We start from the raw sequence: 15580 nt of genomic DNA on the forward strand, positions 1-15580 counted from the left end.
CTAAATGAGCAGGTTGCGCTTGGCGACATCCGCCAGGTCCACCAATGATTTGACCCTCAATTTCTCGATCAGACGGGTTTTGTACGTGCTGATGGTCTTGTTGCTCAACAGCATCGCATCGCCGATGGCCTTGTTGCTCAGGCCGCGGGCCAGTTGCTGCAGCACCAGCAGTTCACGGTTGGTCAGGCTGGCGATGCACTCGGCTTCCGAGGCGCGCACATCGACCCTGCTCACCGAGCTCAAGGCGACTTCAGGGAAGTAGGTGTAGCCGGACATGACCGCATGCACGGCCTTGCTCAGTTCGCATAAATCGTCGGTTTTCGATACATAGCCGACCGCGCCGGCCTTCATGCAGCGCAGGGAAAAATAATCAGCCTGCTGAGAGGTCAGGATCAGAATTTTCAGCGCAAGCTTCATTGCTTTGACCCGGGCAATCACCTCCAGGCCGTCCAGGCCCGGAATGCTGATATCGAGGATCATCAGGTCCGGGCTCAGCTCACGAGCCAGGCGCACGGCATCGATGCCGTTGTCGGTCTGGCCGACCACTTCGAAGCGCTCGCTGACCAGCAGCAGGTTGACGCTTGAGCGAATAAACGGGTGATCGTCCACGATCAGAACACTACTCATACCTTCCCTCATACCACGACGGTGACTCGGTCCGATTCACCCCTTGAAGGCAATTTCGCGACGTTGCTCGCCCTCGACCAGCTCAAAGCGATAGTGGCGCCCGGCCTGTTTCTCGAATGCACGGACCTTGCCCGGCAGCACATGGTGCTTGGTCGCCGGGGCGCAGTCCTTGTTGCCGGCGGCGCAATCATTGAAATGATCGAGGACGATGGTGGTGTTGCCCCGGTTGGGGACCAGGAAGCGCCCGGCCTCATGCTCGACCTCGACCTGGTAGCGGCTGGCCTGGGGCCGCACGAACAGGATCGAGCCGTAGCCGGCCAAAATGTTGACCCCGACCTTGAGGGCGTTTTCATAGCGCTCGGCTTCATCTTCGGTCACGGCAAAACCGTCGTTGACCTCAGGCAGCACCGGGATGAAACGCAGCCTGAAGTAACGCTCGTGCTCACGCTCGCCGCGATACAGCAGGCGCACCGCCTGCATGCCATTGGCGGGGATGATCAACCGCGCCGGGCTCACCACCAGGCCACGCTGCAATGCCTCGCGGCCGTCCATTTCAACCTCGCGGGCCTGGCCCTGCTCATCGTAAACCAGCTCGGCGACGCTGACCTTGACGAAGGCGGTGGTGTCGCCGGCATTGCGCACGCGCTTGAGCAACGTGCTCTTTTCACCGTCGAGGTAATCGTAGAAGGTCCCGATGTTGAGCTCGGGCCCGGCGAGCGCAGCGCTCGCCACCAGTATCCATAGCAGCGGTACCGCCAGTATTCCTTTCATGTCGTTTAGCTCCCAGCTCAACTGGCCAATTAATATCATTCTCATCCACCCTGCCTGTCCGGGCAACCGGCAGGAGCTGTAGGAAACTTCCTTAACTGACAGCGAAACTTCCAATTGCCCCGTTCGGGGGTTGTTTAAAGCGCAGCATCCAGTACCAGCGTCACATCGCCCTGGAAGGTTTCGCCCGGGTACCCGAGCATCGAGGCGGTATCGGCCTGGGACACTTCGAACAGCAGCCGCGCCTGACGGTCGAGCGTGGCCTCGACTGTATCGATGTGCAGCGCCGCCGGCGCGCCGACCGGCAACACCAGGTTGTCCACCGGCGCACCCAGGTGCCTCATACTGGCCGGCAGGGTCAGGGCGACTTTCAACGGAACCTGGTGGCCGTCGCGGCCGCGAATGCCGCAGCGCCCACCCAGGTCGTATTCGCAGCGGGTGTGCACGCTGATCGCACCGGTGGTCCAGATCTGGAATGGCAGCACCCGGTACAGGCGCTGAGGTGGCGTGCCGCGATTGATCCAGCTTGCCCAGCCACCGGGCGGTTCGAGTACTGCGCGTTCGGAGCCAGGCGGAAACTCGAGCTTCAAGGGGTGTTTGACGGTGAACTCGAAATTGAAGGTGAGCATGTTGGTGCTGACACTGGTGAATCGATTACCCAGGTCAAAGTCCGCCCCACTGCCACCGACGCTCAATTGCAACTGGGCCCGGTAGACGCCATTTTTCAGTGAGAGCGGCGAAGGCAACTGCAGGTCAAAAGCAAGCCCCTCGATAGTGCTATCTATATTGATAACGGTCCCGGCACTGCCGCTGCGTCCGACCATGTAACAACCGGTTGAAATAGCTGTATCGATTCGCCCCAGATACACCGTAGCGTTTCTGTCCTCGGTCGCTGCAACCCGTTCACACGCGCCATGGGTAGGCCCCGCGACCAAGACCGTCAGGCCCGGCACCATCCTCAGGCCGATATGCGTCGCTCGGAACTGGGTACTGAACGAATCCCCTTGCTCATTAACCAGATTCAACGTCTTGCTTGGGGGAAGCCTGATGAAGTAATTGTCCCGCGGATGCGGTGCACGATGGATGAACGCCGTAGAAAAGCTCAACGGCAAATTGGCCGTAAACCGGTACTCGCTGCCGACGCAGGAGACCAATCCCGAACAAAAAGCCGCCCGCGGCGTGGTGTTGGTAAAGCCAGTAGGCGGCCTGCCGCTGTAACCCGGAATGTACTCGCCGGTAATGTCCACCACGCCGGCCTGGGCAACACCCGTGAAAGGTTCCGGACAGAACGCTGCGAACACCGAAAAGAGTGCCCCAAGGGTTGCGCACCGTGGTTGTTTCAGCCATCGCATCAAGCGTCCTCCTTCGATTGTTTCAGCTCAGCCCTGGCCAAATTGGCCCCGGCGCAGGTCAGGTCGCCGACCAGCAGAATGTCGTTCTCGCGGGTGTACGTGCCCTGATCGAAGCTGAACAGGCACAAGGCATCAGCGCCCCGGCGAATCTCCAGGGTCGGCGTCGATTCGCTCATCTCGATGGCGAAGAAACCATCCGCCTCGCTCACGCTGCGGCTGGCGTGGTTGATTACCAGCGCGCCCCGCAGCGGCTGGCCTTTGCCATCGACCAGACGGCCGATCACGGTGACGGTCTGCATCACGCGAATCTGGTGATAATCGACCCCGCCGCGGTTGAGGTGATACTCCACCGTAGCGGGCTGGATGACCGCAGCATGGGCGTCCCTGCCTTCGAAATCGAAATGCACCAGGCCGGCCTTGTAGGCGCTGACCGGAATGACATTGCGCCCCGGGCGCAGCACGGCGCTGTGGCCGTGATGGTCGTCGGCGCGCATGCGCAGGCCCTGCAGGTCCGACTCGACATCGACAATCAGGCCGGCCTCGTGGGGCAGGTACTGCCCGGACATCGCCACCTGGCCGGCGCCGATCGCCAGCACGCTGTCGAGGTTCAAACCGGCGGTCAGTTCGCCGTTGTACGACGAGCTCTGGGCATAGGCATCGCCATGCAGCAGCGGGCTCTCGAACAGGGCGCTGCCGCCAAAGCCGGTGCCGTAGCGGTCCAGCGAAACCGTGCCGGCCAGGCTCTGCAACGCGCCGTAGTCGACATCTTGCTGATAGGTCAGCGAAGCGTTCTGATCGCGCCCGCCGTCGCGGGACGTGCGGCTGCCCAGGGTTGCCGAAATCCTGCGTCCCGGCCCGCCGAGGCTCATGCTCATGCTCAAGGTGACGCCGCGGTTGCGCGCATCACCCGAGCTGCTGGTGCCAGGGCGATCGAACACTGACAGCCGCCAGTGGGTATCGGAGTCCAGCAGCTTGCCAAAATAACCCCAGCCGACATCGAAGCCGGTGCCGTTTGCGCCAGTACCACTGCTATGGGAAACCCGTACGGTAGCGGTACTGTGGCGATCGACCCGGTGGTTCAGCGACAGTGCGCTCTGGCGCACCTCGCGCACGCTGAAGTCGCGCTGCGCGCCAGGCTGATCGTCTTCGAACCTGCGGCTGTCCAGCCATGAGCGGCTCTGGCTGAACACCAGCGAGCCCGATGCATAGTTGTAGATGCCTTGCAGGTCGTAGCCGTTACCCTGATCTTCGGTGTGAAAAACACTGCCATAGAGCTTGAACGGATCGAGCACATCCCAGTCCAGCGAGCTGCCGTACTGCATGAGTTCATCGATGCGCTGGGCCGAGAGCCCGAGCACTGCCCGCGGGTGCAACAGGTAATTGGTAAAGACCCCGGCGCTCAGGCTGTTGTCATAGTCCTTGTCCCAATTGCTCCACAAGGTGCTCTGCTGCCCGACATAAACGTTGTAGCGCCAGGGCGACTCGGCGTTGTTCCAGTTCGAGGGTTTGTAGATGAAGGCCTCGCTGCGCGAGGTTTCCTGGTTGTCTTCAATCAGGCGAACTTCTACTTCATAAATGCCTCCCGGCAGCACCCGGGTATCCAGCGCCTGCAAACCGGCCTGCACCGACTGGCTGTTGATCAGCACACCATCACGGTAGATTTCGGCGATAGCCGAGCGGTTCGGGGTGACATAGATGGGCGTGGCGCTGGCCTGGCCATTATTGACCGCCAGGCTGTCGCTGCTGCCGAGCATCAGGCCGCGGGTGGTATCGGGCAGGTTGCCGAGCAGGCGCGGCTGACGGGTCAGGCCTTGGGCGCCCGGGGTAAAGTAGCCCAGGCGAAAGAAATGCTGGTCGTGCACACGCTCGGCATAGAGCTGGTCGACACGGTGCCGGGTTTGCTCGGCGTAGTCGCTGTTGCGGTCGAACTGCGCCTCGCCAACGGCAGTCCAGTTGCCGACGCTGCCCCGCCCCTGCACGGCATAACGCCCGGTGGTTTCCAGGTCGCCCCCGACCAGGTTCAACTGGTTGCGCAACAGCAAGCCGTGGCTGCCGCGTTCCGGCAAGGTGTGGTAAAGCGCCGGCTGGTCGCTGCGCTCCGCCGCCGTGGTGAGGATTGACAACTGTGAATTGACCAGGCTGTAGTGCAAGGCCACCAGCCCCAGCGGGCAACTGGACAGGCAGTTGCCCAGCAACCTCGGCTCCTGCAACTGTTCGCGCCAGCGTGAACGCTCGCTGTCGGCGGCCTGACTCTCGAAGGTGTCGGTAAAGTCGAGCAGTTGCACCTGCTCATCGCGCGACAGCACCACCAGCGCATCGCCCAGGTAGCGACCATCGAGGTCGACGCGAACCGCCAGGGGCACATCAAAGAAGTGCTCGCCGAATTCTTGCGGCAAGCCTTGCGCCTGGCTCAACACCCCCAAGGGCCCGGCCGCTCCCCGGGCATCGCCCCAGGCACAGGCAGAACTGCAGAGCACAACCCAACCCAGGGCCAGTCGAACGGATGCAGCGAGAGACAAGTAATTGGCCATGTCCATTTTTTCACAGGCAATATTCACCCCGTACTCATCCAAACGAAGGAGCAACGGGGTGAATAGAAGGGGACAAAAAAACGCCGGCTGGCGACTTACGGCGAAACGGTCTCGAACAGCATGTTGACGATGCCCTGGTAGTTGCCTGGCACGTAGCCGCCAGCACCGGCAGACTGCGCGGCCACATCGAAGGCCACCAGGGTGCCCGCCGCCGCTGCGGCTGCCGGCACTACCGGCACCGAGGTGGTGGTCAGGTCGGTGCCGTTGACCGCGACGTCCAGACCGATGCTGTTGGCGCCGCTGTTGATCACTGCCGGGCTGAGCAGACGGGCGGAAATCGCCCCGGTGGTGCTCTTGACCTGCAATTGCTTGCGGATCGGCTCAAGCGATTCGCGCAGGGCGTTCCAGGCCATGTTCTGCGGTTCGTTCATCCAGTTGCCGCCCACCGGCTCGACATAAAAGTTCTCGGTCGGAACGGTGGCGGTTACGGTGACTTGTTTCTCCAGTGGGTCGGCGGCAAATACATTACCAACGGCCAGCAAGGCGAGCGGCAGGGCCAGAAAAGTGCGCTTCATGAATTGATCTCCTCGAATTGACCTGTGCAATCGTCACAGGCGACGTGCCAACGGCGAATGCCGCACCGCACAGGGCGGTTGGCGAGGAGGATTATTCGGCAGATATCCGACGCAAAAAGTCGGACCACTCCCAGCAGAGTTGGGAAATTTCCCAAAGAGCATTAGCGTTCAATCGCACAAAAAAAAGGTTCTTCACGGAATCCCGGGGGCTATGATTCTTGGGTTGGGTTGCGGACTTATCCATTCGGTGTGGCGCCGCTGTTGGCCCCTTCCGCCCTTACGGCGGGTCCCTTTTGTTCTTGGCAAAAGGAACCAAAACCGCTCGCTCCAGCATTCGGCCCTACGCTGCGCTCCGGGTTCCTTCGCTACGGTGCCCTCCAGGGGCATCGCGGCCTACGACTTGCTTCGCCAAGTCTACGTCTTGCGACTTCGGCCTCGGCCGAAGGGTGCTACGCACCAGCCTCCTCCAGACACCTACGCTCAGCCTCCTGAAGTCGCGAAGTTACGGGCGGCGCCTGCACTGACGTATCTGCGAAAGCAGATGTTGGCGAAGCCATGCTGACGCAGGAGCGGGACAGCCCGCTGATAAAACGAGCACCAACTTTATCTTGATATTCATGCACGCACTTCCAGACGCCGCGAAAAGCGACTTCAGGAGGCCGAGCGTAGGTGCCTGTAGGGGCGGTGCGCAGCACCTTCGGCGGCAGCCGAAGACGCGAGATGTAGACTTGCGAAGCAAGTCGTAGGCCGCGATGCCCCGGAAGGTGCCGTAGCGAGGGGACCCGAAGCGCAGCGTAGGGCCGTATGCAGGAGCAAGCGGTTTTGCCTACGTCTTCCCAAGAGAAAAGTAGGCCGCCGTAAAGGCGGAAGGGGCCAGCAGCAGCCCCACACTGAATGGATAAACTCGCAGCCTCAACATCCCAACCCGGGATTCCGTGAAGAGCCAAAAAAAAGCGCCCCTTGAAGGGCGCTTTCTGCACATCAGCTATTGAAGACGCAAATCAGTGCACTGGCAACTCGACGCCTTCAAACAGCTCTTCAAGCTCCTGCTTGTTGTGGCAGGCGATCGCCTTGGCCATCACTTCGCGGGTCAGGTGCGGGGCGAACTTCTCGATGAAGTCGCACATGAAACCGCGCAGGAAAGTGCCACGACGGAAACCGATCTTGGTCACGCTGGACTCGAACAGCTCGCTGGCATCGAGCACCACCAGGTCATTGTCGAGCTTGGTGTCGACCGCCATCTTGGCGACGATACCGACGCCCAGGCCCAGGCGCACGTAAGTCTTGATCACGTCGGCGTCAGCGGCGGTGAACACCACTTTCGGGGTCAGGCCGCGGTGGCTGAAGGCTTCATCGAGCTTGGAGCGGCCGGTGAAACCAAACACGTAGGTAACGATCGGGTATTCGGCCAGGGCTTCGAGGGTGAGCTTTGGCAGTTTGGTCAGCGGGTGGCCCTGAGGCACCACCACGCAGCGATTCCAGCGATAGCAGGGCATCATCACCAGGTCGCCGAACAGCTCCAGAGCTTCAGTGGCGATGGCGAAATCGACGGTGCCGTCGGCGGCCATTTCGGCAATCTGCATCGGCGAGCCCTGGTGCATGTGCAGGGCCACTTCCGGGTACTGCTTGATGAAGCTGCTGATCACCGGTGGCAGGGCATAACGCGCCTGAGTGTGGGTGGTGGCGATCGACAGGGTGCCCTTCTTCTCGTTGGAGAATTCCTGGGCAATCTGCTTGATGCTCTCGACCTTGCGCAGGATCTCGCCGGCGGTGGTGATGATGCGCTCACCGGCCGGGGTCACGCGGGTCAGGTGCTTGCCGCTGCGGGCGAACACTTCGACGCCCAGCTCGTCCTCGAGCAGGCGGATCTGCTTACTGATGCCCGGCTGGGAGGTGTACAGGCTCTGCGCTGTCGCGGAGACGTTGAGGTCGTGGTGCGCCACTTCCCAGATGTAGCGCAATTGTTGAAGCTTCATAGGTATCCCTCAAATCAGCTGGGCGTCACCGGCAGCAGCGACGATTTATAACTATATTAGTGGTTTGAAGAATAAATCTAGAACTATTTTAGCAGTCTTCAAGGAACCCACCTACGTCACCCAGTTAAGACTTCCTACGACCGAGATGTTGCGCGAGCGGCACCATGTACACCGGCACCGGCGACAGCTGCAGCAAGCGCACAGCGGTGCGGCCAATCGGAATGTCAACGCCGGCGCCCTGGCTGTGGCTGCCGAAGATCAGCAGGTCGACACTCAGGCGCTGGGCCTGTTCGAGAATCACCTGCGCCGGGTCGCCCTGGCGCACGCGCACGGCCTTGATCAGGGCCAGGTCAGCCTCCTCGCCTAATTCGTCACGAAAGTTTTCCAGGACCCGCTGCTCGATGTTGGCCATCACCGTGGTGACGCCTTCGCTGTGCAGTTCATCGAGGGTCTGCTCGTCCAGGTAGCTTTGCAGCAGTGATTCGGCGAACTGGCCCATGGGCTCGACTGCATGAATGACGTAGAGCTCTGCGTTGAAGGTCCGCGCCAGCGCCAGCGCGTGTTGCATGACAAAAGGCGCGTACACACCGAGGTCAGTGGCATACAGCATGGAACGGATCATTCGACCTCCTCGACTGCCACGACGGCAGAGCAAGCTTCAGCTTAGCAGCGCCAAGACCGGCCGCAGGGCCGTCCGGCGCCGAGGTTTGCCAGTCAGCCCAGGGTCGGTTCGTTGCTGATCCCATGGGGCACATGGCCAGTGGCGACGACGCTGCGGGCCCGTTCGCAATGGCCGGCCTGATCGTCGAAGAACACATCGGCGGCGAAGGCTTCGAGGAACGCCGATTTGTCCAGGCCGCCAAGAAACAGCGATTCGTCCAGGCGAATATCCCACTCACGCAAGGTGCGGATCACCCGCTCATGGGCCGGTGCCGAACGGGCGGTGACCAGCGCCGTGCGGATCGGGCAGGCGCCTTCCGGGAACTCCTTTTGCAAAAGGTTCAGCGCCGCCAGGAACGGCTTGAACGGCCCGCCACGCAACGGCTCACGCGCCGATTGACGCTCGCTGGCCTGAAACGCTTCGAGGCCGCCGAGCTGGTAGACCCGCTCGGACTCATCGGAGAACAGCACCGCGTCGCCGTCAAAAGCGATGCGCAGCTCGTCACTGGCCGCACGCTGGGCGCCACCGGAGAGAATAGTGGCGGCGGCAAAGCCCGCTTCCAGGGCGCTGCGTACGTCATCGGCATCGGTGGACAGAAACAGGTGACAACCAAACGCCGCCAGATACGGATAAGGACTACGACCGCCGACGAAGGCGGCGCGGTAAATACCCAGGCCGTGATGCTCGATCGAATTGAACACCCGCAAGCCGGTATCGGCGCTGTTGCGCGACACCAGCACCACCTCGACCCGCGCCTGGCCAAGATGGGCGTTCAGGCCCAGAAGCTTTTGCACCAGCGGGAAAGCGTCACCAGGTTCAAGCACTTCGTCTTCGTGTTCGATCTGGTACTGGCGATACGCCTCAACGCCCTCGGCCAGGTACAGCCGGTGGCTCTCGCTGAGGTCGAACAGCGCCCGGGAGGAGATGGCGACGACCAGTTTGTCACCGAGGTTCTTGCTCATGTGCTGCTCCTATTGCGCTGTTCTAGCGGGCCTCATCGCGGGTCAAGCCCGCTCCTGCAGGGGCGGTGCTGTTTGCCGGTCAATAAAAGCCAAGGCCTGATACAACACCTGCATCTTCGGCAACTCACAGCCCGCCGCCCGTGCCTGGGCCAACGGCTCGGCGTAGATCGCCGCCAGTTCCAGTGGCCGCTGCTGGGCGAAATCGTGGTACATGCTCGGCCAGTAGTCGGGCATCTTCTCGGTCACCGCAAACAGGTGCTCGGCATAGCCTTGCGGCAGTTCATGGCCACAGGCACGGGCACCCTGCACTACTTCGGCCATCAGCGCCTGGATCAATGCGCGGCTGTCGGCATCGGCCATCAGCGGCGTGGTACTGGCCTTGAGCAGCACAGACAACCCGTTGTAGGGCACATTCCACACCAGCTTCTGCCAGCGCGCCTGGGCCAGGTTGCTCATGGCCTGGGAATCGATGCCGGCGCCATGGAACAGCGCCGCCCCGGCCTCGACAATCTGCTGGCGGCTGTCGTCATCGACCGCCGGGCCGCTGTGGTAGCCCAGGTTCACCGCGCCCAGCGACTGGTGGCGGATCACCCCCGGCGCTTCGCGGTTGACACAGATAAAGCACAAGCCGCCGAGCAGGTGCAGGTTGGCCGGCAGCAACGGTCGCAGCTGCTCTTCGACACCCAGGCCGTTCTGCAGCAGCACCACCTTGGCATCCGGCGCCGCCGCTTTGCCAATCAACGGCGCCAATTCAGCGTTGCTGGTGGTCTTGGCGCCCACCAGCAGCCAGTCGCAGGGCGGCATGTCGGCGGCGTCGGCGTAGGCCGAAACCTTCATCTGCACGATGCCATGCACGGCGCTGTCGAGGCGCAAACCGTTGAGCTGAACGGCGTCGAACTCGCTGCGCAAGAGAAAGTGCACCTCGAACCCGGCACGCGCCAGCATCAGGCCATAGAAGCCACCAATGGCACCGGTGCCGATTACGCCGATACGCGGGCTGCTCGTGTTCATCCTGCTCTCCTCAAGCGTTCATTTTCTGTTCACATTTTTTACACGCAAATCATACGTTTTACGAACCTTCACTATACTGAGGCGAACAAGGTCAAAAAATCGACACGGAGTCGAGCATGCGTGGTTTCTTGCTGCACCCGGACGATGTTCCGGTGGAGCTGACCCTGCGTCAGTCGCCCAAACTGTTCCGCCAACGGCTGCACACTATCAGCCTGGGCGGAATCGCCTGCAACCACCCTCGGGCCTACCGACGCGGCATGGCGGTGGAAATGCTCATTCCCTCCCTCGGCGCCGAGGCGCGCTACCCAGGTTACGTGGCCTGGTGCCAGAAGCACCAGGACGGCTACCGGGTGGGTATTGCCTTTATCGACGAACAGGCGCTGTTTGGCGCACGCATGGGCGAACAGGTGTGCCAGATCCAGCACTTCTGTCAGGCCCGGGAGCACGCCGCCAACCCCGATACCGATGTCGAAGCCCTCGCCCAGCAGTGGGTCAGCCTGCACGCCGGCGAGTTCTCCGAGGCCAGCCTTGAGGCAAGCCATACCCGGGAAATCCTCCTTCCGGGGTAAAAACCCCGTGGCTGTGGGCTTTTCCTTGCAGGAAAGCCGCCCTTGCCCATTGTCGAGCCACGGTGTAACGCGCTAAGGTTCGGCTCCCCGCTGCGTACAATTTTCGCTGCTCCGCCGCACGGGGATCGCTGGCGGCCGGCACCCGTGACCTGACGAGTAACACGATGGCTGATTTACCGATCGATGACCTAAACGTTGCCTCCAACGAGACCTTGATCACCCCCGATCAGCTCAAGAAGGAAATCCCCCTCAGCGCTACCGCCCTGCAGACCGTGACTGCCGGCCGCGAAGTGGTGCGCAATATCCTCGACGGCAAGGACCACCGCCTGTTCGTGGTGATCGGCCCCTGCTCGATCCACGACATCAAGGCTGCCCACGAGTATGCCGAGCGCCTCAAGGTGCTGGCGGCAGAGGTGTCCGACACCCTGTACCTGGTCATGCGCGTGTATTTCGAAAAGCCGCGTACCACCGTCGGCTGGAAGGGCCTGATCAACGACCCGTACCTGGACGACTCGTTCAAGATCCAGGACGGCCTGCATATTGGCCGCCAGCTGCTGCTGGACCTGGCGGAAATGGGCCTGCCGACCGCCACCGAAGCCCTCGACCCGATCTCGCCGCAGTACCTGCAGGACCTGATCAGCTGGTCGGCCATCGGCGCGCGCACCACCGAATCCCAGACCCACCGCGAAATGGCCTCGGGCCTGTCCTCCGCGGTCGGCTTCAAGAACGGCACCGACGGCGGCCTGACCGTTGCCATCAACGCCCTGCAGTCAGTGTCGAGCCCGCACCGCTTCCTTGGTATCAACCAGGAAGGCGGCGTGTCCATCGTCACCACCAAGGGCAACGCCTACGGCCACGTGGTGCTGCGTGGCGGCAACGGCAAGCCCAACTATGACTCGGTCAGCGTCGCCCTGTGCGAACAGGCCCTGGCCAAGGCCAGGATCAAGCCGAACATCATGGTCGACTGCAGCCACGCCAACTCCAACAAGGACCCGGCCCTGCAGCCGCTGGTGATGGAGAACGTCGCCAACCAGATCCTCGAAGGCAACCAGTCAATCATCGGCCTGATGGTCGAGAGCCACCTGAACTGGGGCTGCCAGGCAATCCCGAAAGACCTCAACGACCTGCAGTACGGTGTCTCGATCACCGACGCCTGCATCGACTGGGCGTCCACCGAGAAAACCCTGCGCAGCATGCACGCCAAGCTCAAGGACGTGTTGCCCAAACGCCAGCGCGGCTGACAGGCAGGTACAAAAACGCCGGGCAATTGCCCGGCGTTTTTGTTGGTGCGTTGAACAGCAGCGCAAAGGGCTGCCCTTCGTGATCTTCAGGCCTTGTTGGTGGCGTGCTTTTGCTGACGTTCCATGTAGCGCTCAACATAGGAGCACGACGGAATCACGGTATAGCCCATGTCTTCGGCGTACTTGAGCGCCTGCTCGGTGAGCGCCGCAGCAATACCCCGGCCACGCAACGCGTTGGGCACGAACGTGCGGTAGATATCCAGGGTCTGCTTACCCAGGTCCATGTAGGTCAGGTAAGCACGATGACCGTCCACATTGGTCTCGAACTGATGACCAGCCTGGTCATGGTGGATGGACAACGCCTCGCTCATCACTACTCCTCGCGGGTCTTGTGCTATGACCCTACCTTACCGATGTTTGTCCGGCGAAGGAACCTCTACGCCACCCCGTGCCCCATTGGACAACGAGAAGAGCATGGCTGTTCTCTGGCAAATGAGCACGTACAAATAGTAGGCGCCCGATGCCCGGATGCTCAAGGTGGCTGGTCGCAAATTTCACCCACTTGTGGCAAGCGGACACGGCGGCGAGCATCGGCCTGAACAGTTGCCGGATGTTGTAGTGCTATGACGAAGGATGACACTTTAAGTCACTTTTAGTTCAACAAATTACACACTTGCTACACTTGTTAGCACCCGCGCATGCGGCGCCTTCACAGTTTTTCTACATAAGGCTGTGGCGGACCCGGGACAGGCGCATTTTTTTGCAGTTCTTGCGCTCTGTCAGTTTACTTACTACAAGTAATGGGTACTATGTACGCCGGCCAGTTTCTCTTTCTTGAGAGATGGCTATTTAATAGAAAGTCCTTGAAGGGGAACACGATGAACAACGTTCTGAAATTTTCTGCTCTGGCTCTGGCCGCAGTCCTGGCTACCGGTTGCAGCAGCGTATCCAAAGAAACCGAAGCTCGTCTGACCGCTACCGAAGACGCAGCTGCTCGTGCACAAGCTCGTGCCGATGAAGCCTATCGCAAAGCTGACGACGCTCTGGCTGCTGCTCAAAAAGCACAACAGACCGCTGACGAAGCTAACGAGCGTGCTCTGCGTATGCTGGACAAAGCCAGCCGCAAGTAATAGTCCTTCGGGATTGTTATTGGAAGCCGACCCACTTGTGGGTCGGCTTTTTTATTGCCGCCGTGAAAGTGCAACAGCAGAAACGACGAGGCCTGCACGATGGCAGGCCTCAGGTACAGCAGGAATGGCTTACTGCATGTCGTAAGGCACGCTGGACACCATCGGCGCCGGGTTGCCAGCGCCATTGGGCACGGCGATCTCCACCGGCATGCCGTCTTCGGCGGCGACCACATCACGAACCATGTCCCAGTTCATGCGCAGGTTGTTGGCCAGGTCTTCGCGCTTGAGCAGGGCGTTGATGACCGCGGTGTGCTTGTCGACCACCGACGGGTCGCCCTTGTCGTCCAGCGGCGTGTGCGCCTCGAGATAGACCTTGCCGGCACTGATACCGAACTTGTACGGCTCGTTGATGATGCGCACCGGCACACCGACCGGGGCCATCTTGGCCAGTTCCAGCACGTTGTTGTTGAACATGCGGAAGCAGCCGTGGCTGGTGCGCATGCCGATGCCGAACTTCTTGTTCGAACCGTGGATCAGATAGCCCGGCACGCCGAGGGTGAACTTGAACGGCCCCAGCGGGTTGTCCGGACCTGCCGGTACTACGGACGGGAGGATGTCGCCGTCTTCGGCGTGCTCCTTGCGGATCGAGGCTGGCGGCGTCCAGGTCGGGTTCGGGGTCTTGGCGGTGACCCTGGTGTTGGCGATCGGCGAACCCCAGCCTTCACGGCCGATGCCCAGCGGGTAGGTATGCACCACGTTCTGCCCTTTCGGGTAGTAGTACATGCGGTACTCGGCAAGGTTGATGACGATGCCTTCGCGCGGGCCCGGCGGCAGGATGAAACGGGTCGGCAGGATGATCTCGGTGCCGGCGCCCGGCAGCCACGGGTCGACGCCGGGGTTGGCGGCGATCATTTCCAGGTAGCCAAGGTCGTTGGCGGTGCCGATGTCGGCAAAGGTGTCTTCGTACTTGGCCTTGATCACCTGGACCTGGCCGATGACGTCTTCACCGGGAGGCGGCAGGGGGAACTCCAGCGCAGCAGCGGGACCTGCCGCCAGCAGGGCGGCCAGGGACAGGCAACGGGTGACGGCGGGAAAGCGCGGCAACATCCGGGAAATCCTTCGCTAATTCAATTGAGTCAAGCAATCGATTGTACACCGCCCCCCGCGGAACAGGGAGATGTCCCGGGCGCAGTTGGCGGTGCAGGGGATGAAAGGTTATATCAGCGCGTTACAGCTCGGGCCACACTGGCCGCGTGCCACGGCGCTGGGCATCGAGAATTGCCCGGCACAGCGAGCACAGGCGGCGGTCACGGTAGATGCTGCGCTCGGCCTGCGACCAGCGCGGTTGCGCCGGCAACAGGGTGCCGCAGAGGGTGCGGTCGGCCGAGCCACCGAGCTCGAGCTGGCGGGCTACCAGGTGGACGCGGATCTCCTGGCAGGCGAACAGGTCAAGCTGTTCGTCAGGCTCGATCAATTGATAGGCATACAGGGACCAGGCGGGACGCGGCATCGGGGGCTCCAAATCGGGGGCGCAACATTAGCCGAAAGCCGGTCACTATAAAAGCGTCAAAGCAGCGGTTTTAGTTGCGGCCAGGCATTTTCCAGCAACCTGGCCTGGGCGCCCTGCGCCGGATGGATGCCATCGCCCTGCATCAGCTCGGGTACACCGCCCACCCCTTCGAGGAAAAACGGCACCAGCGGCACCTGTTTTTCCGTCGCCAGGTTTTCATACACCTGGGCAAAAGCCTCGTTGTAACGCTTGCCATAGTTGGGCGGCAGGCGCATGCCCAGCAACAACACCTTGGCGCCGGCAGCCCGCGAGCGGTCGATCATCGAGGCAAGATTTTGTTGCAATTGCGTTGGCAGCTGCCCGCGCAGGCCATCGTTGCCGCCCAATTCGAGCACCACCAGCTCCGGCTTGTGCTCTGCAAGCAGCGCCGGCAGCCGCGCCTGGCCGCCGGCACTGGTGTCGCCGCTGATCGAGGCATTGATCACTTTGGCGTCGAAACCCTCGCTCTTCAGGCGTTTTTCCAGCAAGGCAACCCACCCCTCGCGGGTATCCAGGCCGAAAGCGGCACTGATACTATCGCCGACAATCAGCACGGTCCCCGCGGCTGCGCCCTGGGCCAGGCACATCAAGGCCAGGCCAGCACTCAATAACCACACTCGCATCGGAT

At 61.7% G+C, this 15580-nt stretch carries 16 protein-coding genes; 3 read left to right on the forward strand and 13 right to left on the reverse strand.

The features are described 5' to 3' along the window. The 9 genes from ACZ9A3_RS14585 to ACZ9A3_RS14625 all read right to left on the reverse strand — a co-directional run bounded on the left by ACZ9A3_RS14585 (nucleotide 1) and on the right by ACZ9A3_RS14625 (nucleotide 10463). Nucleotides 1-627: a response regulator transcription factor gene (locus ACZ9A3_RS14585; protein ID WP_195884647.1), complete on the reverse strand. Its 627-nt coding sequence runs from the start codon at nucleotides 625-627 to the stop codon at nucleotides 1-3. Nucleotides 628-663: 36 nt separating this feature from the next. Continuing rightward, nucleotides 664-1398, reverse strand: coding sequence for a fimbrial biogenesis chaperone (locus ACZ9A3_RS14590; RefSeq protein WP_093380986.1), 735 nt, complete (start codon nucleotides 1396-1398; stop codon nucleotides 664-666). Nucleotides 1399-1532: 134 nt separating this feature from the next. After that, nucleotides 1533-2747 (reverse strand): hypothetical protein, encoded by a 1215-nt coding sequence (locus tag ACZ9A3_RS14595; RefSeq protein WP_476252852.1) that lies wholly within the window; start codon nucleotides 2745-2747, stop codon nucleotides 1533-1535. Then, the gene (locus tag ACZ9A3_RS14600; RefSeq protein WP_476253334.1) at nucleotides 2747-5278 is read right to left on the reverse strand and encodes a CS1-pili formation C-terminal domain-containing protein; all 2532 of its coding nucleotides are present in this window, start codon (nucleotides 5276-5278) and stop codon (nucleotides 2747-2749) included. The genes ACZ9A3_RS14595 and ACZ9A3_RS14600 overlap by 1 nt, the downstream gene beginning before the upstream one ends. A 95-nt stretch (nucleotides 5279-5373) precedes the next feature. After that, nucleotides 5374-5853 carry a CS1 type fimbrial major subunit gene (locus ACZ9A3_RS14605; RefSeq protein ID WP_093380981.1) on the reverse strand — a complete coding sequence of 160 codons (480 nt, stop codon included), beginning with the start codon at nucleotides 5851-5853 and terminating at the stop codon, nucleotides 5374-5376. Between the two features lie 1001 nt (nucleotides 5854-6854). Continuing rightward, entirely contained in the window at nucleotides 6855-7829 is a 975-nt protein-coding gene (gene cysB, locus ACZ9A3_RS14610; RefSeq protein ID WP_010222540.1) for an HTH-type transcriptional regulator CysB, read from the reverse strand. 124 nt (nucleotides 7830-7953) lie between these two features. Further along, nucleotides 7954-8451: a universal stress protein gene (locus ACZ9A3_RS14615; RefSeq protein WP_045194744.1), complete on the reverse strand. Its 498-nt coding sequence runs from the start codon at nucleotides 8449-8451 to the stop codon at nucleotides 7954-7956. A gap of 92 nt (nucleotides 8452-8543) precedes the next feature. Continuing rightward, entirely contained in the window at nucleotides 8544-9452 is a 909-nt protein-coding gene (locus ACZ9A3_RS14620) for a 5'-nucleotidase (protein ID WP_093380979.1), read from the reverse strand. 42 nt (nucleotides 9453-9494) lie between these two features. Further along, nucleotides 9495-10463 carry a putative 2-dehydropantoate 2-reductase gene (locus ACZ9A3_RS14625; protein WP_093380975.1) on the reverse strand — a complete coding sequence of 323 codons (969 nt, stop codon included), beginning with the start codon at nucleotides 10461-10463 and terminating at the stop codon, nucleotides 9495-9497. Between the two features lie 116 nt (nucleotides 10464-10579). Here ACZ9A3_RS14625 and ACZ9A3_RS14630 point away from each other — a divergent pair, with 116 nt between their 5' ends. Both ACZ9A3_RS14630 and ACZ9A3_RS14635 read left to right on the forward strand, forming a co-directional pair. Next, on the forward strand, nucleotides 10580-11032 hold the full coding sequence (locus ACZ9A3_RS14630; protein ID WP_045194748.1) for a PilZ domain-containing protein: 453 nt from the start codon (nucleotides 10580-10582) through the stop codon (nucleotides 11030-11032). Nucleotides 11033-11196: 164 nt separating this feature from the next. Then, entirely contained in the window at nucleotides 11197-12273 is a 1077-nt protein-coding gene (locus ACZ9A3_RS14635) for a 3-deoxy-7-phosphoheptulonate synthase (protein ID WP_045194753.1), read from the forward strand. An 86-nt stretch (nucleotides 12274-12359) separates the two neighbouring features. On the opposite strand, the gene ACZ9A3_RS14640 is transcribed toward ACZ9A3_RS14635, so the two are convergent. Next, on the reverse strand, nucleotides 12360-12644 hold the full coding sequence (locus ACZ9A3_RS14640; RefSeq protein ID WP_010222546.1) for a GNAT family N-acetyltransferase: 285 nt from the start codon (nucleotides 12642-12644) through the stop codon (nucleotides 12360-12362). Nucleotides 12645-13151: 507 nt separating this feature from the next. Between ACZ9A3_RS14640 and oprI the strand changes: the two genes are divergently transcribed. Next, nucleotides 13152-13403, forward strand: a complete 252-nt coding sequence (oprI, locus tag ACZ9A3_RS14645; protein ID WP_003259780.1) for an outer membrane lipoprotei OprI — start codon at nucleotides 13152-13154, stop codon at nucleotides 13401-13403. Nucleotides 13404-13532: 129 nt separating this feature from the next. Here oprI and ACZ9A3_RS14650 read toward each other — a convergent pair whose 3' ends face one another. From ACZ9A3_RS14650 to ACZ9A3_RS14660, 3 genes are all read right to left on the reverse strand, one after another. After that, nucleotides 13533-14510: a L,D-transpeptidase family protein gene (locus tag ACZ9A3_RS14650; RefSeq protein WP_093380972.1), complete on the reverse strand. Its 978-nt coding sequence runs from the start codon at nucleotides 14508-14510 to the stop codon at nucleotides 13533-13535. 121 nt (nucleotides 14511-14631) lie between these two features. Next, on the reverse strand, nucleotides 14632-14913 hold the full coding sequence (locus ACZ9A3_RS14655; RefSeq protein ID WP_010222548.1) for a hypothetical protein: 282 nt from the start codon (nucleotides 14911-14913) through the stop codon (nucleotides 14632-14634). A 56-nt stretch (nucleotides 14914-14969) separates the two neighbouring features. Further along, a complete protein-coding gene (locus ACZ9A3_RS14660; protein ID WP_176794241.1) occupies nucleotides 14970-15575 on the reverse strand; it encodes an arylesterase in 606 nt (201 codons plus the stop codon). Nucleotides 15576-15580 lie beyond the last annotated feature (5 nt).

The sequence above is a fragment of the Pseudomonas sp. TE4620 genome, from assembly GCF_056279045.1.